This is a genomic window from Telluria sp. RB2R28, assembly GCF_059685835.1.
This window is the reverse complement of record NZ_JCASIK010000006.1, coordinates 36,020-62,285: the sequence shown is the minus strand read 5'-3', so window position 1 is coordinate 62,285 and position 26,266 is coordinate 36,020. Positions and strand designations below refer to the sequence as shown.

Annotated in this window: 20 protein-coding genes; 8 read left to right on the top strand and 12 right to left on the bottom strand. The window is 62.9% G+C overall.

Annotated features, from left to right (window positions below; all coding sequences use genetic code 11):
* Positions 1-288: 288 nt before the first annotated feature.
* Entirely contained in the window at positions 289-3,372 is a 3,084-nt protein-coding gene (locus tag AC56LV_RS20620) for a TonB-dependent receptor (RefSeq protein WP_499560311.1), read from the bottom strand.
* Between the two features lie 583 nt (positions 3,373-3,955).
* Here AC56LV_RS20620 and AC56LV_RS20615 point away from each other — a divergent pair.
* Both AC56LV_RS20615 and AC56LV_RS20610 read left to right on the top strand, forming a co-directional pair.
* Complete coding sequence (locus AC56LV_RS20615; protein ID WP_499560309.1) at positions 3,956-5,572, top strand: NAD(P)/FAD-dependent oxidoreductase; 1,617 nt, start codon at positions 3,956-3,958, stop codon at positions 5,570-5,572.
* A gap of 53 nt (positions 5,573-5,625) precedes the next feature.
* The gene (locus tag AC56LV_RS20610) at positions 5,626-6,435 is read left to right on the top strand and encodes an EamA family transporter (RefSeq protein ID WP_499560509.1); all 810 of its coding nucleotides are present in this window, start codon (positions 5,626-5,628) and stop codon (positions 6,433-6,435) included.
* On the opposite strand, the gene corA is transcribed toward AC56LV_RS20610, so the two are convergent.
* From corA to glnA, 6 genes are all read right to left on the bottom strand, one after another.
* On the bottom strand, positions 6,430-7,398 hold the full coding sequence (gene corA, locus AC56LV_RS20605) for a magnesium/cobalt transporter CorA (protein ID WP_499560307.1): 969 nt from the start codon (positions 7,396-7,398) through the stop codon (positions 6,430-6,432). The two genes, AC56LV_RS20610 and corA, sit on opposite strands and share 6 nt — an antisense overlap.
* A 250-nt stretch (positions 7,399-7,648) precedes the next feature.
* Positions 7,649-7,843, bottom strand: coding sequence for a hypothetical protein (locus AC56LV_RS20600; protein WP_499560305.1), 195 nt, complete (start codon positions 7,841-7,843; stop codon positions 7,649-7,651).
* Positions 7,844-7,998: 155 nt separating this feature from the next.
* A complete protein-coding gene (gene ntrC, locus AC56LV_RS20595; RefSeq protein ID WP_499560303.1) occupies positions 7,999-9,507 on the bottom strand; it encodes a nitrogen regulation protein NR(I) in 1,509 nt (502 codons plus the stop codon).
* A gap of 65 nt (positions 9,508-9,572) precedes the next feature.
* Positions 9,573-10,673 carry a nitrogen regulation protein NR(II) gene (gene glnL, locus AC56LV_RS20590; protein ID WP_499560301.1) on the bottom strand — a complete coding sequence of 367 codons (1,101 nt, stop codon included), beginning with the start codon at positions 10,671-10,673 and terminating at the stop codon, positions 9,573-9,575.
* Positions 10,670-11,185 carry a DUF4124 domain-containing protein gene (locus tag AC56LV_RS20585; protein WP_499560299.1) on the bottom strand — a complete coding sequence of 172 codons (516 nt, stop codon included), beginning with the start codon at positions 11,183-11,185 and terminating at the stop codon, positions 10,670-10,672. Before AC56LV_RS20585 ends, glnL begins: the two co-directional genes overlap by 4 nt.
* Positions 11,186-11,381: 196 nt before the next feature.
* Positions 11,382-12,797 (bottom strand): type I glutamate--ammonia ligase, encoded by a 1,416-nt coding sequence (glnA, locus tag AC56LV_RS20580; protein WP_499560297.1) that lies wholly within the window; start codon positions 12,795-12,797, stop codon positions 11,382-11,384.
* 317 nt (positions 12,798-13,114) lie between these two features.
* On the opposite strand from glnA, the gene AC56LV_RS20575 reads away from it, so the two are divergent.
* Positions 13,115-13,570: a rhodanese-like domain-containing protein gene (locus tag AC56LV_RS20575; RefSeq protein ID WP_499560295.1), complete on the top strand. Its 456-nt coding sequence runs from the start codon at positions 13,115-13,117 to the stop codon at positions 13,568-13,570.
* Between the two features lie 4 nt (positions 13,571-13,574).
* Here the strand turns inward: AC56LV_RS20575 and AC56LV_RS20570 are convergent, their stop codons facing one another.
* From AC56LV_RS20570 to AC56LV_RS20555, 4 genes are all read right to left on the bottom strand, one after another.
* Positions 13,575-15,551: a CocE/NonD family hydrolase gene (locus AC56LV_RS20570; RefSeq protein ID WP_499560293.1), complete on the bottom strand. Its 1,977-nt coding sequence runs from the start codon at positions 15,549-15,551 to the stop codon at positions 13,575-13,577.
* A 71-nt stretch (positions 15,552-15,622) separates the two neighbouring features.
* A complete protein-coding gene (locus AC56LV_RS20565; protein WP_499560291.1) occupies positions 15,623-17,026 on the bottom strand; it encodes a TAXI family TRAP transporter solute-binding subunit in 1,404 nt (467 codons plus the stop codon).
* A complete protein-coding gene (locus AC56LV_RS20560) occupies positions 17,023-20,352 on the bottom strand; it encodes a transglycosylase domain-containing protein (RefSeq protein ID WP_499560290.1) in 3,330 nt (1,109 codons plus the stop codon). Before AC56LV_RS20560 ends, AC56LV_RS20565 begins: the two co-directional genes overlap by 4 nt.
* 374 nt (positions 20,353-20,726) lie before the next feature.
* Positions 20,727-21,605, bottom strand: a complete 879-nt coding sequence (locus AC56LV_RS20555) for an EI24 domain-containing protein (RefSeq protein WP_499560288.1) — start codon at positions 21,603-21,605, stop codon at positions 20,727-20,729.
* Positions 21,606-21,745: 140 nt separating this feature from the next.
* Between AC56LV_RS20555 and AC56LV_RS20550 the strand changes: the two genes are divergently transcribed.
* Positions 21,746-22,102, top strand: coding sequence for an FKBP-type peptidyl-prolyl cis-trans isomerase (locus AC56LV_RS20550; protein WP_499560286.1), 357 nt, complete (start codon positions 21,746-21,748; stop codon positions 22,100-22,102).
* Between the two features lie 183 nt (positions 22,103-22,285).
* Entirely contained in the window at positions 22,286-22,540 is a 255-nt protein-coding gene (locus tag AC56LV_RS20545; protein ID WP_183549378.1) for an acyl-CoA-binding protein, read from the top strand.
* 17 nt (positions 22,541-22,557) lie between these two features.
* Here AC56LV_RS20545 and AC56LV_RS20540 read toward each other — a convergent pair whose 3' ends face one another.
* Positions 22,558-22,836, bottom strand: a complete 279-nt coding sequence (locus AC56LV_RS20540; RefSeq protein ID WP_183549374.1) for a polyhydroxyalkanoic acid system family protein — start codon at positions 22,834-22,836, stop codon at positions 22,558-22,560.
* Between the two features lie 177 nt (positions 22,837-23,013).
* On the opposite strand from AC56LV_RS20540, the gene AC56LV_RS20535 reads away from it, so the two are divergent.
* The 3 genes from AC56LV_RS20535 to AC56LV_RS20525 all read left to right on the top strand — a co-directional run bounded on the left by AC56LV_RS20535 (position 23,014) and on the right by AC56LV_RS20525 (position 26,257).
* The gene (locus AC56LV_RS20535) at positions 23,014-24,447 is read left to right on the top strand and encodes a hypothetical protein (RefSeq protein ID WP_499560284.1); all 1,434 of its coding nucleotides are present in this window, start codon (positions 23,014-23,016) and stop codon (positions 24,445-24,447) included.
* A gap of 268 nt (positions 24,448-24,715) precedes the next feature.
* On the top strand, positions 24,716-25,039 hold the full coding sequence (gene fdxA / locus AC56LV_RS20530; RefSeq protein WP_183549368.1) for a ferredoxin FdxA: 324 nt from the start codon (positions 24,716-24,718) through the stop codon (positions 25,037-25,039).
* Positions 25,040-25,159: 120 nt separating this feature from the next.
* Entirely contained in the window at positions 25,160-26,257 is a 1,098-nt protein-coding gene (locus AC56LV_RS20525; RefSeq protein WP_499560283.1) for an NAD(P)/FAD-dependent oxidoreductase, read from the top strand.
* Positions 26,258-26,266: the final 9 nt, after the last annotated feature.

Here is a 26,266-nt window from a genome sequence, read left to right as displayed (position 1 = left end):
TTTGAAAAATTCATATGAAACAAAAACAACAACGCCTGCGTACAGTGCGCAATTGATCAGTACCGGCGCAGATATTCACAGTTACGGTGCGAAAAAAAAGCCGCTCCAAAGAGCGGCCCGGGACTACGAGGGAAGCACGTGCGTCCCCTTGCAAACAACGTACGCATCGTTCACTTGTGACGCGCATGATAAAAACCCCTGCCGGCATCTCTGCCTGCAGGGGTTTTTATAGGACGACTACCGCCCCTCAGTGGTGACGCTCGCAATGCGCCAGGTTAAAAGACTCGATCAATTGAACCGACGGTTGTACTCGACCGAGAACCTCGCCGCGCGTGGTGCGCTGTAGTAGGTCGGGGTCTCGTACAGAGCGTAACGATTGTTACCAGTGTTATAACGCTCGTTGACCTTCTGCGTCGACTGGTCGTTCAGCACGTTGAACACGTCGATTTTCAGTGCCAGACCAGCCAGGAAGTTCGGACGGTAGACCACGTTCAGGTCAAGCGTCTTTTCCCAAGGCAAGCGACCAAGCGTACCGCGTTGAACCAATGTGTTTTGAGCACCAGTTTCGCCAAGGCAGTAGCGCGAAGCCGACTGGTAGTTTGGACCTTCCCAGCCCGGCGCGTTGGTGGTCGGGTTGGTGCCGGAGCACGAACGCGGACGGCCAGATGCCAGCAGCAGGTTGCCGCCGATAACGACCTCTTCCGTCACATCGACAAAGCCAAAGGCCTTGATCTGATGTTTGCGGTCATTTGGCAGCAAGCCATTCGAACCGATCATCAGTTCTGGATAATCCCAGGTCTGGGTCGCCGCCACATCGCCCTGGGCGTTGACGGTATCCGACAGGGTCTGACCTTCGGTATTGCCCTTGCTGCGGCCCAGCGTGTAGTTGACCTTGGCGTACCAGCCATTACGATAGCCATGCTCCAGGAAGAAATCCAGTGCCGCATAAGTACGTTTCGGCTTGTCGAATCCCAGTTCTTCCTTGGTCAGATGTACCTTGGTGTAGGTGCCGTTATTTGCATAATCCACCAGGAAGTCGTTGGCTTCGCCTGGATTGAAGCTGGCGCAGCCGAATCCGCCGTAGTTCGACGTGTCGATGCCGTTACGCTCGGCGAACCGTTCGAACGGACGCGGGTCGCAGGTATCGTCGATCGTTGAGCGCAACGTGCGGTAAGTGAACTTGGCGCCAAAATTGTAGTCCGGCGTCAACTGGCGCTCGAGACCCAGAGTAATCTCGTCCTGGAACGCTGGCTTCATGTCCTGCGCGGCGACCGTATTCGGATCCTTGGCCTGGCCAAACTCATTATTGTTCGAACCAATGCCAGTCAGCTGTGTCAGACCAGTTGGCTGACCGTTTGCGTCGGTACCGCTATAGGCAAAATACTGGGTCGTATAGACCGAACCATTCGCACCACGAAGCGCAACCAGCGTCGGAATCTGCACGGTGTAGCGGCCAACGCTGCCAAACACCTTGAATGTGCCATCACCATTCACATCCCACGCGACGTTTGCACGTGGCGCGATCTGGTTCTTCATCTCGATGTATTTGGTACCGTCCTGATTGGCGTTGTAGAAGCCTTCGCGACGCACGCCGAGCGTGAGCAGAACGTCCTTGTTCACCTGCCAGCGGTCTTCCAGGTATTGGGCATCCTGGCCTGCAAACGCGTTCGAGATGGTCGAATAGATGGTACGGCTTACGTAATAGCCCTGACCAGCAAGGCCGCCGAATTGTCCCAGCGCCGGAATGTCATTCCCGTCACCCGCGATTGGCCTGGTCGTTTGTGGAACACCATTTTCCAGTTCACGCAGATAAGTCCAGAGACCGCCACCAGCGTAGGCATCGCCTGCACCGGTTGAGACTGCCTTGTTGTTGTCCAGACCAGCACGTAAGGTATGGTCACCAATCTTGTATTCCAGATCCAGACGCTTGGAGCTCACCTCGTCGGTCGAGCCGTTCAGCGGGACGTTGCCGGTAATACGCTGACCACCTACATACGCCAGACCAGGAGCCCGGTTCTCCGGCGATGCCGTCACTTGCAGCAAGGTCGGATCGTAACCAGTTGGAACGTAGATGTGCTCCGACTTGGTCTTGCCGTACAGAATGTTAATGGTCAGGTCGTCGGTGATATTGCCGATATAGCGCAGGCTGTTCAGTTTGCCGCCGTTCGGGTTGATCGGGCCGAATTCCTGGTGGATTTCCGAATTGACCGTTGAACCGACTTCGCGGGTCGTGTAGTTATACGACCGGTAACGAAGGTCGGTTTCCGGCAGATCGCCGATCGAGGTGAACTCGATACGATGGTTATCGTTGATGTTCCAGTCCAGCTTGCCGAGATAGCGCTTGGACGTCGTTTCTGCTTCGCGATAACCGCTGGTGCCCAACACCGTCGATGCGCTCGTGCCGTTCACCAGGTTCTGTTCGCGCTTGGTCTGTTCCAGTGCCACGAAGCCGAACAGGGTGTCCTTGATCAGCGGGCCGCCGGCCCATGCCGAATACTGCTTTTCGGTCAGCTCATTGTCTTCACGGCGCTGGTACAACGTGCCATCAGTGCGTGGGAACACGCCGGTGTTTGCATAGTACAAATCGTGGTACTTGGCGCGGGTGGATTTTGGCATGATGGACGCCAACCCGCCGACTTCCCAGGTATTGGTACCGGACTTGGTTGTGACATTGACCACACCACCGGTCGAGCGGCCGAATTCGACACCAAAGCCACCGGTCAGAATCTGCGCTTGCGCGATCGCGCCAAACGGCAGCTCCATTGCCCCCAGCTGCGTCAGCGCATTGGTCGCCACCATGCCGTTGATGTAGTACGCATTCTCTGACGCTGCGCCGCCGCCGAAACTGGCGCCGGCCGGGTAGCTCGGATCGCCGCGTGTGGTGTTCGGGGCCAGTTGAACGATTGATTCGACATTGCGGCCGACTGGCAGTTTTTCCAGCTCGCGCGCCGTGAACGTTGCACCGTTGTTGGAACTCGACACGTCGATCCGGTTGCGACGACCGCTCACCTGGACCGATTGAACGCCGCCTGCCACTGCAGTCGCGAAACTCGCTTCGATACCCTGGCCTGCCAGAACCTCGACCTGGGTGCTGCCGACACTCGCGCCGCCCTTGGTCAGGGTGGCGGTGTAGACACCGATAGGGAGGCTGGTAACGCGGAAGTTGCCGCTTGCATCGACAGTCGTCGTACGCGTTGCATTGGTACCCGCGTTAACCAGCGTCACCGTATCTCCGGCGCCGCCTGCGACTTTGCCATAGACCGAACCCGATGCATTGGACTGTGCCATCGCTGGCGACATTGCGGCCATGCCCAGCACTGCGCCGCCGAACGCCAGACTCAGCGTGTGAACTAATACGGTTTTCTTCAACATGTGATTTCGCTTTCTCGCTTATATCGGACTGCTCATGGCAATCCTGTTATCGGTCGCACCAGACAGCGCGATGGCTGCGGCGCAATTCCTTACTCCACCCGGACCAACGTGTAAGTACGCTCATGCCAATTTTCTTCAAAAGAAAAAATGAACGTTCATCTACGTTCGTTCATCTGGCGTTATGGCGTCAACAACTTTTCATGCATATCAATATGCATGATGATTTTTCAGATGCACAATGTGGCGTCCCTGACACAGCGCACCAGGCAGGTGCGTCCACTCACCAAAAAGGGGGTATTTACCCTCTGTTGCAGTGCACATTAAGGCGCATAAGATGGGGCGATTACGGGGTCACACTCTCGCAAAAATCGTTGTCTCATTTCCACAATATTCGATGTGTCCGGCCACGCTCTTGCCAAATCAGCGTACCTTTCGCCAAAAAATCCAACGACAAAATAATTCTGTAAATACAGTCTTCTTAGACAGATCATTTTTTCATTCCATAGCCCAACTCGTCTTCGGACGTCGCGGTAAAATAGCGTCTTGCCCGCAATTCTTTGTTGCCTCACTAGCAACCACTCCCATGCTGCGTATTAACGAACTCAAACTCCCCCTGAACCACCCGGACGCCGCCCTGCGCGACGCCATCCTGGCCCGCCTCGGCATCGCTGACGCCGAACTGCTCGACTTTGCCGTCTACAAGCGCAGCTACGACGCGCGCAAGAAATCCGCCATCGTCCTGATCTACTCGATCGACGCGACCGTTGCCGACGACAAGGCCGTGCTGGCAAAGCTGCGCGACCCGCACGTCATGCCCGCCCCCGACGTCGAGTACAAGTTCGTCAATGCCGCCAAACCGGCGCCCGGCACCCCGCGCCCGGTCGTCGTCGGCACCGGTCCGTGCGGGCTGTTTGTTGCGCTGATCCTGGCGCAGATGGGCCTGAATCCGATCGTGCTCGAGCGCGGCAAGGTCGTGCGCGAGCGCACCGTCGACACCTTCGGCTTCTGGCGCAAGCGCAAGCTCGATACCGAGTCGAACGTGCAGTTTGGCGAAGGCGGCGCCGGCACCTTCTCGGACGGCAAGCTCTACAGCCAGATCAAGGACAGCAACCACCACGGCCGCAAGGTGCTCACCGAGTTCGTCAAGTTCGGCGCGCCCGAAGAAATCATGTACGTCAGCAAGCCACACATCGGCACCTTCCGCCTGGTCAAGATGGTCGAGCAGATGCGCGCCGAGATCATCAACCTGGGCGGCGAAATGCGCTTCGATACGCGCATGCAGGATGTCCTGATCGAAGAAACCGGCGGTGTGCGCCAGGTGGTCGGCGTGCGTCTGGCCAGCGGCGAAGAAATCCCCACCCGTCACCTGACGATCGCCATCGGCCACAGCGCGCGCGACACCTTCGAGATGCTGTACGAACGCGGCGTGTACATCGAAGCCAAGCCGTTCTCGATCGGCTTCCGGGTCGAACACCCGCAGTCGCTGATCGACGTCTGCCGCTTCGGCCCGAACGCCGGCAACAAGCTGCTGGGCGCGGCCGACTACAAGATCGTGCACCACGCGTCCAATGGCCGCTCGGTCTACAGCTTCTGCATGTGCCCGGGCGGCACCGTGGTGGCCGCGTCGAGCGAAGAAGGCCGCGTCGTCACCAACGGCATGAGCCAGTATTCGCGCAACGAGCGCAATGCCAACAGCGCCATCGTGGTCGGCATTACGCCCGAGGATTATCCGGGCCACCCGCTGGCCGGCATCGCGTTCCAGCGCGAGCTCGAATCGCGCGCCTTCGTGCTGGGCGGCTCGACCTACGATGCACCGGGCCAGCTGATGGGCGACTTCGTGGCCGGCCGGCCGTCCACGGCGCTCGGTTCGGTCACGCCATCGTTCCTGCCGGCCGTGCACCTGACCGACCTGGCCACGTCGCTGCCCGACTACGCGATCGTCGCGATGCGCGAAGCGTTTGTCGCCTTCGACAAGCAGATCAAGGGCTACTACAAGGAAGACGCGGTACTGACGGGCGTGGAAACGCGCACCTCGTCGCCGATCCGCATCCGGCGCAACAACGACGACCTGCAAAGCCTGAACACGCGCGGCCTGTTCCCGGCCGGCGAAGGCGCCGGCTACGCAGGTGGCATCATGTCGGCGGCCGTCGACGGCATCCGCGTGGCCGAGGCGGTGGCATTGGCAATGGCTGCCCGTTGAACCCGGCCGGCCGGCACGCCGCATGGGGCCCGGGTCTGGCGATCCTGGCCTCGATGGTGTCGGTCAATGCGGGCGCGGCCTGGGCCAAGGGGCTGTTTCCGGCCGTCGGCAGCGAAGGCGTCACCGCGCTGCGCGTGGGCCTGGCGGCGCTGATCCTGCTGGCCATCGTGCGGCCGTGGCGCTTTGGCCGACCGGCGCGCGCCGATGTGGGCAACCTGCTCGTGTATGGCCTGATGCTGGGCGCGATGAACCTGTGCATCTACCGCGCGTTCGAGCGCATTCCGCTCGGGATTGCGGTGGCAATCGAGGTCACGGGGCCGCTTGCGGTGGTCGTGCTGTCGTCGCGCCATGCACGCGATTTTGTGTGGGTCGTGTGCGCCGGCGTCGGCCTGTGGCTGCTGCTGCCGGTGGCTGGCGCAACGCAGCTCGACCCGGCCGGCATCGCGTATGCGCTGGCGGCGGCGTTCTGCTGGGCGATGTACATCGTGTTTGGCAAGCGCGTCTCGACCTTGAACAGTGGCCAGGCCGTGGCCTGGGGCTTGCTGGCGGCGAGCGTGTTCGCGGTGCCGTTCGGCGTGGCGCATGCGGGCATGGCGCTGTTTACGCCGGCCATGCTGGCGGGCGGCGTGGCGGTGGCGCTGCTGTCGTCTGCCCTACCCTATTCGCTCGAGATGATGGCGCTGCGGCGCCTGCCGCAGCGGGTGTTCGGCATCCTGGTCAGCAGCGGACCGGCCATCGCGGCGCTGGCAGGCTTCATCTGGCTCGGAGAACGCCTGACCAGCTTGCAGTGGCTGGCCATCGCGCTGGTGATCGTGGCATCTAGCGGCGCGGCCGCCACGGCTGGCAAGCGCCAGCCCCTATAACCACCCCACCCGCTTGAACTTGCGATACAGGTAGCCGCACACGCAGATCATCGTCAGCATCGCGAACGGGTAACCATACTTCCATTTCAGCTCGGGCATGAATTCGAAGTTCATGCCCCACACGCCGGCGAACGCGGTAAAAACCGCAAAAATCGCCGCGTACGACGCGAGCTTCTTGCTCACTTCGTTTTCTTCGATCGCCACCATCGACAGCGTCACCTGGATCGCCGTGTTGATGGTGTCGCGCACGGCATCCAGGCGGCCGGCGATGCGGTGCAAGTGGTCGTGCACGTCGCGGAAGTACTCCTGGGTCTCGTCCACCACGCCCGGCACGCGCCCGCCGTACAGGCGTCCCAGCGCGTCCATCAGCGGCACCACGGCGTGGCGCAGCGTCTGCGCCTTGCGCTTCAGGTCGTACAGGCGTTCGACATTGTCGCGCTGCTTGCCCTGCATGGAAAAGATATGGTCTTCGATCGATTCGAGCTCGGATTCGAGGGTGTCGACCACGGGGAAGTAACGATCGACGACGGCATCGACCAGCGCATACAGCACGAAGCCCGCGCCTTTTCTGAGCTGGTGCGGTTCGCGCTCGGCGCGCGCACGCACGCCGAGAAAACCCTGATTGGCGTCGCGCCGCACCGACAGCACGTAATTGGGGCCGGCGAAGACGGACAACTGGCCGACGGACATCTCGTCGCCCACCAGTTCGACGATCTGCACGACGACGAACAGCGAGTCGCCATACTCTTCGAGCTTGGGCCTTTGGTGACCGCGCAGTGCGTCTTCGACCGCCAGTTCGTGCAGGCCGAATTCTTCCTGCATCAGGGCGATGTCGGCAGGGTCTGGGTCGCGCAGCGCGACCCAGACAAAGGTGTCCTCCAACTTGACGTATTCGCTGATATCCTCGACCGGGATATCGGACAGCTTCTTGCCTTCCTGGTAGGCGACGCAATTGATCAGCATGGGGATTGGTGCGGTAATGTCTCTGGAAAAGACGAGAGCTTACCAAAAGCGGAAGGGGCACTACAGGAATTGGCAATGCCGGTGAGAATAATTTTCTGATCACCAACAAAGCCGAAGAAGGAAACAATCGGCGCGCGGCCTGGCCAGCTCTTGCGCGCCGCAAGGAAAGAGTGCGCGAGTCACCTTACCTTGTTTGCTGGTTGTTGTAGCACCTGGCCTCGCCACATGCCGGCGCCAGGCACAACGTCAATCAGCACTTGTTTTCGTTGGAGATGACAAAGTAATCGGTTTCGACACCGCTGCGGAACCAGCGCCCGCTGCAGGTGAATTCAGACTCGCCCACGACACTGCCATACGTTGCGTCGGCGTAGTACGTCGTGGTGTAACCGTAGTCTGGTCGGGCAAAGGCAACGGCAGCGACCAGCATACCTGCGCCGGCGAACATGATTTTTCCAAGTTTCATTCGAATCAACCCTTGATGTAAAAGTTAAATGACGTGAACAGTGTCCAGAAGCTGGCGAGCACAATCAGGCTTCATGACGAAGGAAAGTTATCACCGCAAAATTGCACAGTCAACAAGTATGCATATAGGGTTGAACCCTACTCTTCGCGCGCCCCGTCGATCCCCAGTTCCACGATCTTGCGCGTGATGGTGTTGCGACCGATCCCGAGCCGCATGGCCGCGTCGTTCTTGCGCCCGTGCGTGTGCTTGAGGGCCGTGCGGATCAGGGCCGATTCGAACTGGCGGCCAAGGATATCCATCACGTCCATCTGCCCTGCGCTGAGCATGCCGGCCGCCTGCAGTTCAAGCAGGCCCAGCCAGCCTTCGGGCGACGGCGCGCCGGCGGCCTGCAGCACCACGCCACCGCCGGACGCCACCGGCAGCGCGCCAGCGCCGACGATGCCGTCGGACAGCGGCACGACATTGGGCACACCGGTGCCTGTCAGCGGCGCCGAGCCCTGGGTCAGGTCGCGCGGCAGGTCCTTGACCTCCACGGTCTGACCGGGGGCCATCACGGTGATCCAGTTGCACAGGTTTTCCAGCTGACGCACATTGCCCGGCAGCTCCAGGCCCGACAGGAAGCGCATTGCCTGCTCGCTCATGCGCTTGGGTTCCACCCCCAATTGGTGCGCACTTTGCACCAGGAAGTGGCGCGTAAGAATGGGAATGTCTTCGTTGCGTTCGCGCAGCGACGGCAGGCGCAGGCGGATCACGTTCAGGCGGTGGTACAAGTCTTCGCGGAACAAGCCGTCGCGCACGCGCTGCTCGAGGTTCTGGTGGGTGGCGGCAATCACGCGCACATTCGCCTTGACCGGCTGGTGGCCGCCCACGCGATAAAAGTGACCATCGGACAGCACGCGCAGCAGGCGCGTCTGCAGGTCGAACGGCATGTCGCCGATTTCATCGAGAAACAGCGTGCCGTCCTCGGCCTGCTCGAAGCGGCCGCGCCGCATCGCCTGCGCGCCGGTGAACGCGCCGCGCTCGTGGCCGAACAGTTCGGATTCGAGGAGGTCCTTCGGGATCGCCGCCGTGTTGAGCGCAATGAACGGCTGCTGCGCGCGCGGGCTGTGCTTGTGCAGCGCGCGCGCCACGAGTTCCTTGCCGGTGCCTGATTCGCCCGTGATCAGCACCGTGACGTTCGACTGCGACAGGCGGCCAATGGCGCGAAACACTTCCTGCATCGCCGGCGCGTGGCCAAGGATCTCGGGGGTTTCGGCCGGTGGCGCCTCGACGCTCGCTTCGCGCAAACTCTCCTCTAACGCACGCCGGATCAGCGAGACGGCCTTGTCGATGTCGAATGGCTTGGCCAGATAGTCAAAGGCGCCGCCCTGGAACGAGGACACCGCCGAGTCGAGGTCCGAGAACGCTGTGATGATGATGACCGGCAGGCCCGGATGGCGTTCCTTGACCGCTTGCAGCAGGTCGATGCCGGATTCGCCCGGCATGCGGATGTCCGACACCAGCACTTGCGGCGTGTCGGTTTCAAAGGCGGTCATGGCTTCGCGCGCATTGGCGAAGCTGCGGGTCTCCAGGCTTTCGCGTGCCAGGGCCTTTTCAAGGACCCAGCGAATCGATGCATCGTCGTCGACAATCCAGATTGGTTTCATGGTTTCGTGCTTCCCGCAACATGGATTCAATAAAGGACTTGCCGGTGCGGTCCGCTGTCTCCCGCTTATGGCAGGGGCAGCAGGATCCGGAAATCCGTCAGTCCAGGCCGGCTTTCGCACTCGATCACACCCAGGTGTTGCTGCACAAACGTTTGCGCCAGCGTCAGCCCGAGGCCACTCCCGCCGTCACGCCCGGATACGAGCGGATAGAAAATGCGGTCGCGGATATCGGGCGCGATGCCCGGTCCATTGTCGATGATATGCAAGTCTAATGCCAGCCCGTAGCGGACCTTGGCCAGCGTGACCTGGCGCGCCACACGGGTGCGCAAAACGATCTCGGCGTCGCCCTGCGCAATGCGCCCGGCGACGGCCTGCGCGGCGTTGTGGGCGATGTTCAGCACCACCTGGATCAGCTGCTCCATATCGCCGCGAAACTCGGGAATCGACGCATCGTAATCGCGCCGGATCGACAGGCCCTGCGGGAATTCGGCCAGGATCAGGCTGCGCACGCGCTCGCACACTTCGTGGATATTGACGTCGCCGACGATGTGCGGCTTGCGGTGCGGCGCCAGCAGGCGGTCGACCAGCGTTTGCAGGCGGTCGGCTTCCTTGATGATCACCTGCGTGTATTCCTGCAGCTCGAGCAAATGATGCGGCGGCAGCTCGAGTTCGAGCAGCTGCGCCGCGCCGCGGATGCCGCCCAGCGGGTTCTTGATTTCGTGCGCCAGGTTACGGATCAGTTCCTTGTTGGCCTGGCTCTGGTCCATCAGGCGCTCTTCGCGGTCGAGCTTTAACTGCTGCACGTTCTCGCGCAGCTCGATCAGCGCCATGCCATCGCCCAGCGCGCTGACGATGCTGTTCACGTGCAGCGGTTCGCGTCCGCTGCGCTGCAGCGTCAGGTCCTGGCGCAGGTCGGCGTACTGGTGCACCAGCGCCTGCGTGATCAGGACGCCGATCTCGGCGCCGTTGGTAAACAGCTCGGGCAGGCGATGACGCTGCAGCGACTTGAACGACAGCTCCATCAGGTTTTCGGCGGCGGCGTTGGCATACACCACCTCGCCGTCCGGTCCGGTCATCATCACGGCCGAGGCCAGCAAGTCCAGGCCGGCATAACGGGCCGGGTTGCCCGGGTCGTACACGGGCGGCGCCATCGGAGGCAGGGTCATCTGATACTGCCGATCTCGCGCCGGAGCGCTTCGATATTGCGTTCGCTGCGATTGATTTCGTCGCGCATGGACGCCACGCGCTCCTGGTATTTGGCGTAGTTGCGCTCGTTGCCCTGGCGTTCCGGCTCGCCGTTGTTGAAGACGCGCTTGAGGTCGGCGAGCTTGCGTTCTTCCAGGCGCAGTTCATCGCCCAGGATCTCGCGCCGCTCGTCGTCGCGGGCGCGCTGCAGCACATTGTCCACGCGCGGGAAGTTCGATTGGGCCGCGCTCGGGGTCGCCGCCGGGGCGGGATTCGATCCGCCTGACGCGCCCCCGCCGCCCGCCGAGCGCGGTGCAGGAATCGGGGGCGAGGCTGCCGGCGGCGCGCTGTAGCCGGTGTCGATCAGCTGGCACTTGCCGACCTTGGTGTCGGTATAGAGCGGCCGGCCATTGGCATCGGTGCAACGGTAGATTTGCGCGTGTGCACTGGCGCACAGCAGCGCTGAGGCAAACGCGGCGGTAAAAACGGCCACACTGGCCTGAAACACACTATTTGTCATTCCCATCCCGGTTGGTCGCAAGGGCACGCTATTGTAGATGCGCCTGACTATACCCCAAGGAATATAAACCCCAAGCAACAAAAAACGCGGGGAAAGCATGGCTTTCCCCGCGTTTGTTCTACCCGCCAGGCTGGCGCGATGCACATCCACGCCCGCCTGGATGGACCGATTACGACGAGTAGTACATATCGAATTCGGCTGGGTGCGGGGTCATGCGCATGCGCTGGACTTCCTGCATCTTCAGGTCGATGTAGGCATCGATCATGCTGTCGCTGAACACGCCGCCACGGGTCAGGAACTCGCGGTCTTCGTTCAGTGCATCCAGTGCTTCTTCCAGCGATGCGCACACCGTCGGGATCAGCTTGTCTTCTTCAGGCGGCAGATGGTACAGGTCTTTCGTTGCCGCTTCGCCCGGGTGGATCTTGTTCTGGATACCATCCAGACCGGCCATCATCAGTGCTGCGAAGCACAGGTAGACGTTGGCCAGTGGATCCGGGAAACGCGTCTCGATGCGGCGGCCTTTCGGGTTCGCCACGTGCGGGATGCGGATCGAAGCCGAACGGTTACGGGCCGAATACGCCAGCTTAACCGGGGCTTCGAAGCCTGGCACCAGGCGCTTGTACGAGTTGGTGCCTGGATTGGTGATCGCGTTCAGGGCACGGGCGTGCTTGATGATGCCGCCGATATAGAACAGCGCCGTTTCCGACAGACCTGCGTAGCCGTCGCCTGCGAACAGGTTCTTGCCATCTTTCCAGATCGACTGGTGCACGTGCATGCCCGAGCCGTTGTCGCCAGCCATTGGCTTTGGCATGAAGGTCGCGGTCTTGCCGTAGCTGTGGGCCACGTTCCAGATCACGTATTTCATGTTCTGGGTCCAGTCGGCGCGCTCGATGAGCGTCGAGAACTTGGTACCGATTTCATTCTGGCCGGCGCCGGCGACTTCGTGGTGGTGCACTTCGACCGGGATGCCCATCGATTCGAGGATCAGGCACATTTCGGAGCGCATGTCCTGGAACGAGTCGACTGGTGGCACTGGGAAATAGCCGCCCTTCACGCCTGGACGGTGACCGCTGTTGCCGCCTTCAAATTCCTTGTCGGTCGACCACGATGCTTCTTCGGAATCGATCTTGACGAAGCAACCCGACATGTCCAGCTTCCAGCGCACGGCGTCGAAGATGAAGAACTCTGGCTCCGGGCCGAAGTAGGCGGTGTCGCCGATGCCCGACGATTTCAGGTAGGCTTCAGCGCGCTTGGCGATCGAGCGCGGATCGCGGTCGTAGCCCTTGCCGTCCGATGGCTCGACGACGTCGCACTGCATGAACAGCGTGGTCTCTTCCATGAACGGGTCGATATTGGCGGTGTTTGCATCCGGGATCAGGAGCATGTCCGACGCTTCAATACCTTTCCAGCCGGCGATCGACGAACCGTCGAAGGCGTGGCCGGATTCGAATTTGTCCAGGTCGAAGTGCGACACCGGGACCGTGACGTGTTGTTCCTTGCCGCGGGTATCGGCGAAGCGTAAATCAACGAATTTGACTTCGTTGTCTTTGACCATTTGCATTACATCTGCGGCGGACTTTGCCATTCGGAATCTCCTAATTGAAAAAAGGATGTCGGTCTATGCGAACCGACAACTTGCATCATGATGAAGCACGAAATGTGCCAACTAAGTGTCAATGACGATGCCAACTTCAGTGCATGAGGCTATGCGCAAATCGTTCTTGGGCAATGGGTTAGTTTACCCATAAAATCGCCTCAACCGGGGGCATGTGGCAAGATTTACCTTTATGCTAATTTGCACCATTAACGAGCAATTCTACGTGCTTGCACCAATTGGGCGCACCACGCTGCGCTCCAGAATGGTGCATTGATCACGATCAACGATGAATGGACATCACCAACATGACCAAAGAACAGATTCTCACGACGGCGCGCCAGCGTGGCGCTGACCAGCCCTACGCTGGTGCAGTCACGCCTCAGGAAGCGTTCGACCTGCTCCAGAGCGGCCCGGACGTCAAGCTGGTCGATGTGCGCACCAACGCCGAACGCGACTGGGTGGGCCGCGTCGCGATCAGCCAGGCGCAGCATCTGGCAGTGCAGTGGGCCACCTATCCGGGTGGCGCGCCCAATCCCGATTTTGGCGCCCAGCTCGAACAGGTGGCGGGCAAGGACGACGTGCTGCTGTTCCTGTGCCGCTCGGGCGTACGCTCGCGCCACAGCGCGCGTGTCGCGACCGAGCTGGGCTACGCAAACGCCTTCGACATCCTGGAAGGGTTCGAAGGCGACCGCGATGGCGACGGGCACCGCAAGACGATCGGCGGCTGGTGCACGGCCGGCCTGCCGTGGGTTGGCGCCTGAGCTTTTAGCTACCCGGGTTCGGCAGCACCATCAGCTCCAGCCCGGACGCCATGCCTGGCGCGTGGTACACGCGCTGGGTCGCCTTCTTGAAGTCGCCCGGCCTGGCGTCGGGAATGCGCATGAACGTTTGCGGATTCAGGTCGATCAGCGGGAACCATGAGCTCTGCACCTGCACCATGATCCGGTGACCACGCCGGAAGGTGTGGTTCACCTGGCCCAGTTCATACTTGATGGGCTCGACCTTGCCCGGCACGAACGGTTCCGGCTTTTCATAGCTGTTGCGGAATTTGCCGCGCAGCGGATTGCCGCGCACCAGTTGCTGGAAGCCACCCAGACTCACCGCGGGCGGGCCGACATCGCCGCCCCGCTCCCCTGCCGGGGTCGGGAAGCTGGCCGGGTAGACATCGATCAGCTTGACGACCCAGTCGGCGTCGGTCCCGCTTGTCGACACGAACAGCTTCGGCGTCACCGGCCCGGCAACCGTCACATCCTCTTCCAGCACGGCGCTCTGGTACACCAGCACATCGGGCCGGGTGGCGGCAAAGCGCTGGTCCGACACCATGTATTCGCGCGGCACGCCCAGCGCCGGATAGCCGATGTACGGTACCGGGCGCGCCGGGTCGGCCACGTATTCATCGAAACCGGCGTCTGTGCCGGCTGGCCCGGCTGGCTGCTGCCAGCGCAGCGCGCCATTGGCGCCGAAGTACAGCGTGCGCGCCTTTGCCGTTTTCGGCGGCCAGGCGTCGTACTGGCGCCAGACATTCGTGCCGGTCTCGAACACGGTCACCGGCGCCAGCGCCGTGTTCGGCTTGACACCCTTCAGATGCTGCTCGAAGAACGGGAACTGGACATCGCGCCGGAACCATTCGCTTGTTTTCGCGTCGAACTTGACATGGCCAAGCCGGGCGCCATCGCCACGCGCCCAGCCGCCGTGCACCCACGGGCCCACCACGAGGGCATGGTTGCCGCCCTTGTTCTGCGCTTCCAGCGCGCGGTGCACGATGAACGGGCCAGCGGCGTCTTCCGCATCGAACCAGCCGCCCACCGTCAGCACGGCAGCCTTGACGTTCTTGATGTGCGGGCCGATGGCGCGCTCTTTCCAGAAGCTGTCATAGGTATCGTGCTCGATGTTCGGCATGAACAGCTCGCGCTGCGTGTCGGTCATGGTCGCAGCGATATTCGCCAGCGTGCGGTGCTTCAGAAAATAATCGTAGCCGTCGGCCACGCCGTAATCGAATTCGCTGCCGGTTTTCGGCAGCGGGGTCGGATTCGGCGCCGCCGTGAAGGCCGCATAAAAGTCGAAGTTGGCGGCCAGCTTGAAGGCGCCGCCGTGGTATGAATCGTCGCCCATGTACAGGTCGGCAATCGGCGCCTGGGGCGAGGCGGCCTTGATCGCCGGATGCGAATCGATGACGCTGGCGGCGGCGTAGAAGCCCGGGTAGCTGATGCCCCAGATGCCCACCTTGCCATTGTTGTTCGGGATGTTCTTGAGCAGCCAGGCCACCGTGTCGTACATGTCGTCGCTCTCGCGGCCCTCGCCCTTGGCGGGCGTGGCCTTGCCGTGCGGGGTCATTTCCTGCCAGACGCCTTCGGACATGTAGCGGCCCCGCACGTCCTGGCTTACGAAGATGTAGCCCGCTTCTTCGAATTCGCGCGATGGGCCCAGCGACTCTGGCAGCCAGTCCACACCGTAGCGCAGTTCACCTTCGGCGCGCACGCCGGCGCTGTACGGGGTGCGCTGCATCAGGAACGGGTAGCTGCGCGTGCTGTCCTTCGGCACGTAGACGACCGTGAACAGCTGCACGCCGTCACGCATCGGGATCCGGTACTCGTACTTGGTATAGGCTTCGCGCGTCGGGCGCTTGCTGTCCTTGGCACTGTCCTTGCCACTGTCAGCAGCGCCGGCAACGGCAGACGGGCTGGCCAGGCCAGCGGCAAGGCACAAGCCAAAAACAAGGGCGGGAAGCGTGCGGCGGATCATGACGGCCTTCGAAGAGATGACTGGGGACGCCAGTGTAATGGGATTCCCCGGTCAATTCCAAAAAGACATGCTCAAGCCAACGGCTGCGCTGTCTGCTCTTCGTGCACGCCGCGCACGCGCTCGCGCACCAGGTGGATGTGACTGCGCAGCCGGTACAACTCGTCCGCATAGGCGAGCGGCACCGAAATGTGATTGACGCGGTCTTCCAGTCCGTTCAGCCGGCCCAGCAATTCCTTGCGCACCGCGTCGGTGGCGTCCGCCCCGCTCTCCTCGAGCGATTGCTCGATCGCGCGCAGCTCGCCATACCAGCGGTAGACGCGCGAGCGTACGCGCCAGACGTAAATCGGCGGCACGATCTTGGACAGCGGAATCAACAGCGCCGTCAGCGCCACCACCACGACCCACAGCCGCTCGGCCAGGTTGGCCAGCCAGAACCGCAGATAACGCTGCATGAATGGCGGGCCGTCACGGTAGTAGCGCGCCGCTTCGGGCGCAACCGGGATTTCCGTGTACTTCGGCGATGGGAACTGGCCCTGCTGCTGGAACCAGCCAGCGCCGCCGTGGATCTCGGTCGCCGCCTTGACCAGGAGGCCCACCAGCGCCGGATGGATTTCCTCGCGCGCGACGAGCGTGGCAGTCGGCGCGATCAGGTGGTAATCCTGATTCGGGATGTTGCGGCCCAGGTCGACGATCCCGCGCGGCAGCACCACGTGCGTCAAAAATGGCAGGCGCCGCGTATAGGCCTCGGCCTGCGAAAAATCGAACAGGCGGATGCCCGGCGTTTGCAGCAGCATCTGGATCAGCGGTGCTTCGGGCGCCGAACTGAAGACCAGGCCGTCGATGCGTCCGGCCAGCAATTCGACGGTGGCCGGCGTATTGGCCAGGTCGCTGATGGTCAATGCGCCTGGCACGATATTGTTGGCGTCGAGCAGCTGGCGCACCAGGCGCGGCACGCCGGTGCCTTCCGGCCCCAGGTTGATGCGCTTGCCGCGCAGATCGGGCAGCCGCGTGACATTTGCGTCGGCGCGCACAAACAGCCACACCGGTTCGGTAAACAGGCTGCCCAGCGAGACCAGGCCGCGCCGCTCGACGCTGTCGGCGTTGCCAACCTTGTCGTCGGTCGAGCCGCTTTGCACGAACGCGACATCGGCCTGCCCGGCCAGCAATTGCTGCAGATTGTCCTGCGAGCCGAGCGTGCCCTGCAGCGTGACTTTGATGTCGTCGCGCGCCAGCACGCTCGCATATTGCTTGCCAAATTGCTCGTAGGCGGAATTTTCCTGGCCCGTGGCCAGCCGGAGCGTGCGCGGCGGCGCCGGGTCGACCCACCAGTAGGCGAGCATCACGGCCGCCGCAACCATCAGGATCGTCGGCCCGCTGGCCACGACCAGGTCGCGCAGCGAGACGATGCTGAAGTTCTGCAGGCGGGCGCGCAGCCCCTTGACCGGCGCGCCCGGAGGATCCTGCCCTGGCCTCAACGCACGCACTGCCGCGGCGCGGCGGCGATGGCCTGGCCGGGCACGGGCGCCGGCGCGACCGGCGGCTCGATCATCGGCATCAGGCTCGGCGCCAGCGTGACGAGCAGTTGCACCGGCAGCGCGCTGGTGAAGTCATAGTTCTCGGACTGCGGCCCGTGCACGTACGCCGTCATGCTGCCGTAGAAGCGTTCGCCGATGTTGAACACGAACGTCGCCGACCGGTTCACGTAGCGCGACTCGACCAGGCGGCCGCCACGCGCATACACATCGAAGCGCTGGTCGCCGGTACCGGTCTTGCCGGCCACGGCGATGATGCTGCCGTCGGCCTGAACGAACGCGGTCTTGACGCGCTTGGCAGTGCCGTCCGAGACGACGCCCTGGATGGCGTCCGCCACGGCGCGCGCGACTTCGGGCGCCAACACTTGTTCCTTGCCACCGCCCTTGTTGCGGCGCACGAGCGTTTCGTACGGCGTGGCCGCGGCAAAGTGCAGCGAGTCGATGCGCTCGATCGGTTTGCGCACGCCGCCGTTGACGATGATGCCCATCATCTCGGCCAGCGCGGCCGGCCGGTCGGCCGAGGCGCCCAGCGTGGTCGCGTACGATGGCACGAGCGAATCGAACGGGTAGCCCATCTTCTTCCACTGCGCGTGGATCTTCAGGAATGCTTCCACCTCAAGCAGGCCGGCGATGCGGTTGTCCTGCGCGTGCTTGCGGTGCGTCTTGAACAGCCATTGGTAGACTTCCTGGCGCTCCTTGACGCTTGCAGCCGTCACTTCGGACCAGGTCGCTTTTGGATGGGTGCGCAGATAGCTCACCAGCCACAGTTCGAGCGGGTGCACCGATGACACGTAGCCGCGGTCGGCCAGCGACATATTCCGTGGGTCATAGGTCTCGTACAGTTTCGGGATGCGTTCGGGATCGATCTCGTTGCTGGCCGGGACCGATGCATCGATGAACGCGCCAAACTGCGCCAGCGTGGCGTTCGGCACCACGGTGCGGTGAGCCGCCGCGAGCTTGGAGGCCAGCGGACGCACGCCGGAGAACAGCAGCGTCTCGACTTCCTGCGGCGTCTTGCCCTTGTACTTGTTCCAGAACTTGGCCATGAAGACCTTGCCCTCGTTGTCGGCAAAGCGGGCCAGATAGGCGGCGCGGCGTGGATCGTCGGCGTCGGCCAGCAGTTGCGCGGACGAGCCTGGCAACTGGAACATGTAGTAGCGCACGACGTCGCGCATCATGCGCACGAACACAAGGTTGGTCGAGCTGCGCAGCGCCTGGTTCACGTCCATGATGCGGCTGTCGTCGAGCCTGCTGAAGTTCCCGAACGTGTGCAGGCCGCCACCGGTAAAGAAGCGCTCGCCCGGATTGGCCGAGTACTTGCGTGCCATCGCAGCGTCGAGCATGGGCTTGAGGCTACGGTCGGCGCCGTCGGGCAGCGTGCGGAAGTACTCAAGGCCCCACAGCGACATGCGGTCTTTCGGATCGACTTCGACGCCCATCAGGCCGATCTTGTCCATCGCGCCAAAGCGCTTGTGCAGCTGGTCGACGATGTCGAGGTACGTCACCAGCGTGCGCAGCTTGGCCGTTGAACCCAGGTCGAGCTTGGCGCCTTCGTTGATGTCCAGTGGCTGGTCGTAGTTATCGGTCTGCACGCGCAGGTAGTTGACGTGCTCGCCGCGCTCCATCAGCGTGAAGCTGTAGACCACTTGCGCCGGGTCGCCATTGCCGAGCATACCCTTGCCGGTCAGGCCGGCTTCTTTCGCGTGTTCGGCATCGGACAGCTTGCGCAGCGCGGTCGTGACAGCTTGCTGGGCATTGCCGTCGAGGGTCGAGACCACCGACAGGTCGAGGCGGTCGACGTTGTACAGGCGCGAGTCGCCGATCAGGTAACCCACGTGGTTGCGCACCGCATTGGCTGCCTTGCGCGAGACGAACGCGTCCGCCGGTGGCGGCGCCACGCCGGTATGCAGCGCCGGTTTCAGATTGGCGCTCAGGGCTGCGTCGCGCAGTTGCGGCGAAATCACGCCCTGCTGCGACAGCACGCGCAGGTGGCTGTTGGTCAGGGTTTCCAGGTCGCTCTCGCCGGCGCCGAGGTAATACGCCGGGCGGCGCTGGGCGATCATCAGCGACAGCGCCTCTTTGTAGGCCATCACGGCATCCGGGCTCGTCATCGGGCCCTTGAGCATCGCGTTGACCTTGGCGAAATCGCGGCCGTACCAGACCCACATGCCGTCGCCGATACCGTTGACTTCGCCGTAACCCGGCTTGGCCGACAGCGGCACCGTGTTCAGGTAGTCGAGCACGACCTGGCGGCGCGAATTGGTGGTGTCTTCGCCGTCCTGGTAGGCGCGCAGCGTGGCCGATGCCATCTGGATGATCTTGTCGGTCAGCGAGCCGGTGCGGCCCTCGGCCGAGTGCCGGTATTTTTCGATCTGCGTGGCCAGCGTGCTGCCACCGGCCACGCGGCCGTCGCCGCCCAGGCCGACACTGGCCAGCGTCTTGTCGAACACGGCTTTCGAGAAGCGGTCCCATTCGACGGCCGGATTGCGGCGCGGGTGGCTTGCGTCGAGCAGTTCGCGGTTTTCGATGAACAGCAGGCTTTGCACCAGCAGCGACGGCGCGGCGTCGAATTTGTCGTAGAAGCGCTCGGGGAAGCGCGACGTGAACAGGGGCTGGGCGCGGCAATCGAGGATCTCGAGGCCGACCTTGGTTTTCTCGTGGTAGGTGGCATACAGGCCGAGATCGGCCATCTTGACCATCTGCGGCGAGATGCGCGCCTGCGACGCGATCGCGTAATCGCGCGTCTGCAGGCGTTCGAGGTATTTCGGCAGGCCGGCATAACCGAGCCGGGTGTCATACGGGCTGGCGGCCGGGAAGCGGATCGAATCGCTCGGGCCATCGGCCATGCGGAACGTGAGTTCGCTGGCCATGTCGGCGAAGATTTTCGCCTGCAGGCGCGAGGTGCGGGTTTCCATCACGGCCCAGGCGGCCGCGATCGCGAGCAGGAGCACGCCGATCAGCGCCAGCCAGAGCTTCCAGCGGCTCTTGCGCGGCGCTGGTGGCGAGCCATCCGGCCCGCCGGACGGGCCGCCCGGTACGCCGCCGCTGCCATAGCCGTTGCCGGCCAGGTGCGGGAAGGCATCGTGCAGGGGAACGTCACCCGCCGAATCCGGCGCGGACGGGGACGCAGACGCCCCCGACGCTGCAGCGCCCGCTGCGGCGACGACTGGCGCGGCAACTGCGCCGTCCATGGTCGGTTCGCTCCGCGAGGTGGCGGCGCGCTTGCCGAATACATTGTTTGGTCGCACGAGGCGACGAATACTTTCCATGATGGCTTAACCGGTCCGAATCAAAACGCTTGCAACCCCCGCCAACCTGCTCGCCATCTGTATTGCTGCTGGTCCGTTCGAGTGATTGTGGTGTCTGTTAGTTCACAAATTTCAGCAGTGCAATCCCACTCCAGATTGCCCCGTCCATAGGTAATATTCCACCACATCAATAAGATAGACGCGAGATACCGTTTAACAAATCGGCCTATACCGGAATATTTTCGCAAAAAAACAACGGGTTGGTTAAATAGCATGACTGCAAGCGATGCCTGTGCGTCACGACTGTTGGCAGCAACGCATCAAGCGCCGTATGCACGGTCGATGCTGGCAGTTAACGCGCCCGGCACGGTGCCGGTGCACAGCGCATCGCTGATTCAGATGGAAGCGCCGGCGCCGGGATGTGCTGGAAGGTGCTGCGCGCGCAGCTCTGCCAGTGCCTGCAGGCAGTAGTACTGAAACCAGAGCCCGGCAAACAAAAAGAGCATGATGTACAGCCACAGCGACACCAGCGCCAGCACCGGGAACAGCACGACCGAGATCACTGCCCCGCCCATCCACGCGATGCCGGGCAGTGCACCGGCCAGGCCCGAGACCAGGCCGATCGTCAGCAGCGCCGGACGGCAAGTGCGCATCAGCACCTGGCGCTCGGCCCCACTGGCGTGCGCGGCCAGTGCGTCGTAGCTCATCACGCGCGACGTGACCCAGGCCCACAGGCCGGCCTGCACCAGCCAGGCCAGTGGCGGGATGGCATACAGCGGCAGCGTGAAGAGCCACAACAGCGCGAACACGGCCGTACTACCGACGTTGATGGCCAGGCTGCCGATGAACGAGCCGCCCTCCTTTTTCTCGAGCGCAGGGAAGTGACGGCCGCTCACGTGGCGCTCGATGGCCGGCATCGCAACGATGCCCATGAACAGCAGGCTCGAGGCAATCATCAGCGGCAGCAGCAAGGCAATCGCCAGCAGCGGCACGACCATCACCTTGAGCATGCCCAGGCCGAGCATGCCCAGCATGCTGTTGCTTGCATCGAAGCCGCCGTAGTCGGTAAACAGCCCGTGCAGCCAGTCGAGCAGCGGCTGCAGGCCCAGCCACATTGCCACGCCCCACAGCGTGAGCGACAGCAGCAGCGGGACCAGCGACAGCAACAGCATGCGCCCGCTGAACTGCGAGCGCAGCGCGCGCCGCCAGGCAAGCAGGACGCCCTTCATGGGGGCGGTCCTCGGAATCACGGTCGCGCTGTCGGCATGCGGCATGGCTACTCCAGTTGGGAAGGTCGAGCGCACATTCTACGGGAGCGCGCCGGGCTGCAACGGGCGCACGGCTGGCCCGGACAATGGCGGTTTCCCGACCCATGCACTACAATCGTCATTCAATCTGAACAACAAGGAAGACCATGTCCACCATCACTACCGATTCTGGCCTGCAATACGAAGAACTCGTCACCGGCACCGGCGACGAAGCCAAGGCTGGCCAGCACGTCACCGTGCACTACACCGGCTGGCTGCGCAACGACGACGGCAGCCTCGGCGCCAAGTTCGATTCGAGCAAAGACCGTGGCGATCCGTTCGAGTTCGCACTCGGCGCCGGCCAGGTCATCCGCGGCTGGGACGAAGGCGTGCAAGGCATGAAAATCGGCGGCTCGCGTCGCCTGACCATTCCTGCAGCCCTGGGCTATGGCGCGCGCGGCGCCGGCGGTGTCATTCCGCCAAACGCCACCCTGGTCTTCGACGTCGACCTGCTGGCTGTCTAAGCCGCAGCATCGTTGCACTGCCATGCACCGCCCCCTCGGGTGAGTCATGGCAGGCACTGCACCGCATTTGAAGTTCCCCTCTAAAGTACGTCGCAATCCCCGGGTCGCCCCCGCCTCCTGCGCTAAGATGCCTGCCGCCTTGTCCAAGCGACAAGACTGCAACCCACCATCACAGGAGTTTCCATGAGCGTCCAAGAACAATTCACCCAGGCCCAGCTCGATTCGAAGAATCTGTCGGAGCGTCCGGACAATATGACCTTGCTGAAGATTTACGCGCTGTACAAGCAGGGTTCGAGCGGCGATGCGACCGGCGAGCGTCCGGGCATGACCGATTTCGTGGCACGCGCCAAGTTCGACGCCTGGGCCGGTCTGGCCGGCACGTCGCAAGAAGAAGCCCAGCAGCAATACATCGATCTGATCGAAGAGCTGAAAGGCTGATTCAACGAATCAATGTACTAGGCGGCGAAGGTCTTGCGCATCTTCTCCGCCACCTTGGCCTCGATGGCCGGCGCAAAGGCGCCCATCAAGAATCCCAGGTTGATCCGCATCGCCGCCTGCTGGTCTTCCAGCGTCAATGCCCCCTCCACGCCACTGCGCTCAAAGCGCAGCACGTCGCCATCCCACTGGCATGCCAGTCCATATTCGGTCGCAATACGCTGCGCCACTTGCTCGGCCGCCGTGCGCGCCGCAGCCGGGCTCAGGGTGTGTTGCTGGACGATGCTGATTTCCGCCATCGGGACATTCCTTCCTAAATATTGCGAACAATCCGCCATGATGCCAGTTGACGCGGTCGTATGCCAGAGTTCGCTAGAACTGATGCATTCGTCACGCCGCAATTGACGCGTCTCAAAGCGTGCCCGTCATGGCGGGCGACCATGAAAGCGAACGCCGTCATTACGCGAGGAGCCGTCATGGAAATACACCCCAAGCAATCGCACGAGGCGCCGCACGGTGTACGGGCTCGTCAACCTGGCCGCGTGGCGCGTTTGGTCGATGGCGCTGCCGCCAGCGCCGAGCCCGACCCCGGCCCGCCGGTCGATGCCGAGCCGCTGCCGCATGCCTTCGGCGCCCGCGTGCTGATGTGGAAGCAAGACCCGTCGGTCGGCGCCATCGGCACCCGCACGGCGTATCTGCCCGGCGCCGTGCTGGCCGGCCCGCGCGACGCCCGCATCGCGCCCGGCGTGCCCGGCATCGAGCAGGTCGAACCAAACGCCTCCGGCGACTTCGTTACCCAGGCCGACACGCCCCAGTTCGACGCCGTGCACACCTTTGCCGTCGTGCGCCAGACCCTGACCATGTACCAGCGCGTGCTGGCAGCGGCCGGCGTTGCCATGCCGCTGCCATGGCAATGGAACAGCAGTATCGACGCCAATCCGCTGCGCGTCTTCCCGCACGGCCTGCCCAACATCATGAACGCGTTCTACAGCCGCAGCCAGGGCTGCCTGAAGTTCGGCGACTTCGTCCCCGCCGGCGCCGCCGGGCGCGTGTTTACCTGCCGCTCGTTCGATATCGTCTCGCACGAGACTGCTCACGCGATCCTCGACGGCATCAAGCCGCGCTGGCTGCAGGCCGACGCCCCGCCCCAGACGGGCGGCCTGCACGAATCATTTGGCGATCTCACTGCCGTCTTTCTGGCCTTGTCGCAGTTCGACCAGTGCGAAGCCATCGTCGCCCAGACCAAGGCCAACCTGCACGACACATCCTTCCTGGCCGACGTCGCCGAGCAGTTCGGATTGGCGCTGGGCAATCGCAATGGCTTGCGCAATGCCGACAACGACCTGCGCCTGAGCCAGGTGGGCACCCAGGTGCACGCCATTTCCCAGGTGTTTACGGGCGCCGTGTACGACGTGCTGGCCGACCTGTTCGCCCATGAACGCAACCCTGAGCGCGAAGACGACGCGGCCGTGCTGCACCGGGTGGCGGCCTACCTGGGCGGCGTGCTGCTGCGCGCCCTGATCGGCGCGCCCGATGCCGCCGCCACGTTCGCCGACGTCGTCAACGGCATGTTGCTGGCGGTCGCGGCCGACGGCAAACCCGCTGCGTATGGCGGCTTCATCCGCAACCAGTTCAGCCGGCGCGAAGTGGTCGAGACCGGCGCATCGCCAGCTGGCGCAACCGAAGACGTGTACCTGCCCGGCGCGCCGCTGGCCGCCTGCGTGTGTGATGCGCCTGGCGCCCGGCAAGACCGGCGCGCCTGCTGCGGCACCATGCAATTGCCCGAATACGATGGCGCCACATACATGGCGGCGCGCCGGCACACCGGATCCGGCCACGCCAGCCCTGTCGACGCCAGCCTGCCCACGTCCACGGCCGCCCCGGCCACCGGCGCGCCACTGCGCGCATGAGCATGAGCATGAGCGTCAGCACACGCACCGCTATCGGCGGCGGCGAATGGCAAAATCTGCTGGTACCCTTGCGCCAGGCTGCCTGACGCCCGCACGCGTGCGCGAACCGCACGCCCGTGCGGTACCGCTCGTCATTTGCTTATGTCCATTGTGTATATAAGCGAGTTTGTGAGAAAACCCGAATTGCCCTAAAATACAGTGCTTTGTCTTGTCCGGCCGGCCCTCGTGCGCCCGGCAATGCGACACCCCACCAACTGATAGGACTGTTATGACCCACGTTGTCACCGAATCGTGCATCAGCTGTCGTTACACCGACTGCGTCGATGTATGCCCGGTAGATTGTTTCCGGGAAGGCCCGAATTTCCTCGCCATCGATCCCGACGAGTGCATCGACTGCGCCGTGTGCGTCGCCGAGTGCCCCGTGAATGCAATCTTTGCCGAAGAAGACGTGCCCGGCGATCAACAGCAGTTCATCAAGATCAATGCCGATCTGTCGCGTTTCTGGCCGTCGATTACCAAGACGAAAGCCGCCCTGCCAGAGGCCGACAAGTGGAAAGACGTCACGGACAAGCTCGATCAACTGGTTCGCTGATCGGGCGGTCAGGTCGCCGTCGCGCCGGCCCTTGTGCGCCGGCGCCGGTCCCGCGGGCGTTACGCGTGGCGGCTCCGGCCGCCGTCGCCTCACCATTCAAACATCACAGGATTTAAGCGCATGACTATCAGTGCCACCCACGAAGCGGGCAGCATCACTCCCAACAGTTCGTTCGCCGGCGCCATCGAAACCGATGCCGTCATCATCGGCGCCGGTCCGGTCGGCCTGTTCCAGGTCTTCGAACTGGGCCTGCTTGAAATCAAGGCCCACGTCATCGATTCGCTGCCAGCTGTCGGCGGCCAATGCGTGGAACTGTATCCGGACAAGCCGATCTATGACATTCCGGCCGTGCCGGTCTGCACGGGCCAGGAACTGACCGACAACCTGCTCAAGCAGATCGAGCCGTTCGAGCCAACGTTCCACCTGGGCCAGGAAGTCACCGGCGTGCAGCGCCGTGAAGACAACCGGTTCAATGTCGAGACGTCGACCGGTACCCAGTTCATCACCAAGACCATCTTCATCGCTGCCGGCGTCGGTTCGTTCCAGGCGCGCACGATCAAGGTCGACGCGATCGACAAGTTCGAAAACGAACAGCTGTTCTACCGTGTCAAGGATCCGGCACGTTTCGACGGCAAGAACATCGTCATCTGCGGTGGCGGCGACTCGGCGCTCGACTGGGCGCTGAACTTCGTCGGCAAGGCAGAGTCCGTGGTGCTGGTGCACCGCCGTGACGACTTCCGCGCGGCGCCAAGCTCGGTCGCCAAGATGAAGGCGCTGTGCGACGAATACGAAATGCAGCTGATCACCGGCCAGGTCACCGGCTTCGATGAAAAAGACGGCAAGCTGACCGAAGTGAAGGTCACGGGCGCTGACGGCGTTACCCGCCGCGTCCCGCTGGACATGCTGCTGGTGTTCTTCGGCCTGTCGCCAAAACTCGGCCCGATCGCCGAATGGGGCCTGGACATCGAGCGCAAGCAGCTGAAGGTGGTCGATACTGAAAAGTTCGAGACGAATGTCCCGGGCATCTTCGCTGTCGGCGACATCAACACTTATCCGGGCAAGAAAAAGCTGATCCTGTCGGGCTTCCACGAAGCGGCACTGGCTGCGTTCGGCGCTGCACCCTACATCTTCCCGGACAAGAAGATCCACATGCAGTACACGACCACGTCGCCAAAGCTGCACAAGATCCTGGGCGTCGAGACGCCAGTCTTCGACTAAACAGCCGGT

What these genes read in the sequence shown, in the direction of transcription:
- AC56LV_RS20600 (WP_499560305.1), bottom strand. Translation starts at nt 7,843, where the DNA reads ATGTTCGCCGGCGCAGGTATGCTGGTCGCTGCCGTTGCCTTTGCCCGA.
- AC56LV_RS20550 (WP_499560286.1), top strand. Translation starts at nt 21,746, where the DNA reads ATGTCCACCATCACTACCGATTCTGGCCTGCAATACGAAGAACTCGTC.
- AC56LV_RS20525 (WP_499560283.1), top strand. Translation starts at nt 25,160, where the DNA reads ATGACTATCAGTGCCACCCACGAAGCGGGCAGCATCACTCCCAACAGT.
- AC56LV_RS20615 (WP_499560309.1), top strand. Translation starts at nt 3,956, where the DNA reads ATGCTGCGTATTAACGAACTCAAACTCCCCCTGAACCACCCGGACGCC.
- AC56LV_RS20575 (WP_499560295.1), top strand. Translation starts at nt 13,115, where the DNA reads ATGACCAAAGAACAGATTCTCACGACGGCGCGCCAGCGTGGCGCTGAC.
- glnA (WP_499560297.1), bottom strand. Translation starts at nt 12,797, where the DNA reads ATGGCAAAGTCCGCCGCAGATGTAATGCAAATGGTCAAAGACAACGAA.
- fdxA (WP_183549368.1), top strand. Translation starts at nt 24,716, where the DNA reads ATGACCCACGTTGTCACCGAATCGTGCATCAGCTGTCGTTACACCGAC.
- AC56LV_RS20535 (WP_499560284.1), top strand. Translation starts at nt 23,014, where the DNA reads ATGGAAATACACCCCAAGCAATCGCACGAGGCGCCGCACGGTGTACGG.
- corA (WP_499560307.1), bottom strand. Translation starts at nt 7,398, where the DNA reads ATGCTGATCAATTGCGTCGCCTACCAGGAAGGCAAGAAGCTGTCCGAT.
- AC56LV_RS20570 (WP_499560293.1), bottom strand. Translation starts at nt 15,551, where the DNA reads ATGATCCGCCGCACGCTTCCCGCCCTTGTTTTTGGCTTGTGCCTTGCC.
- AC56LV_RS20555 (WP_499560288.1), bottom strand. Translation starts at nt 21,605, where the DNA reads ATGCCGCATGCCGACAGCGCGACCGTGATTCCGAGGACCGCCCCCATG.
- AC56LV_RS20610 (WP_499560509.1), top strand. Translation starts at nt 5,626, where the DNA reads ATGGTGTCGGTCAATGCGGGCGCGGCCTGGGCCAAGGGGCTGTTTCCG.
- AC56LV_RS20560 (WP_499560290.1), bottom strand. Translation starts at nt 20,352, where the DNA reads ATGGAAAGTATTCGTCGCCTCGTGCGACCAAACAATGTATTCGGCAAG.
- AC56LV_RS20620 (WP_499560311.1), bottom strand. Translation starts at nt 3,372, where the DNA reads ATGTTGAAGAAAACCGTATTAGTTCACACGCTGAGTCTGGCGTTCGGC.
- AC56LV_RS20540 (WP_183549374.1), bottom strand. Translation starts at nt 22,836, where the DNA reads ATGGCGGAAATCAGCATCGTCCAGCAACACACCCTGAGCCCGGCTGCG.
- AC56LV_RS20545 (WP_183549378.1), top strand. Translation starts at nt 22,286, where the DNA reads ATGAGCGTCCAAGAACAATTCACCCAGGCCCAGCTCGATTCGAAGAAT.
- glnL (WP_499560301.1), bottom strand. Translation starts at nt 10,673, where the DNA reads ATGACCCTGCCTCCGATGGCGCCGCCCGTGTACGACCCGGGCAACCCG.
- ntrC (WP_499560303.1), bottom strand. Translation starts at nt 9,507, where the DNA reads ATGAAACCAATCTGGATTGTCGACGACGATGCATCGATTCGCTGGGTC.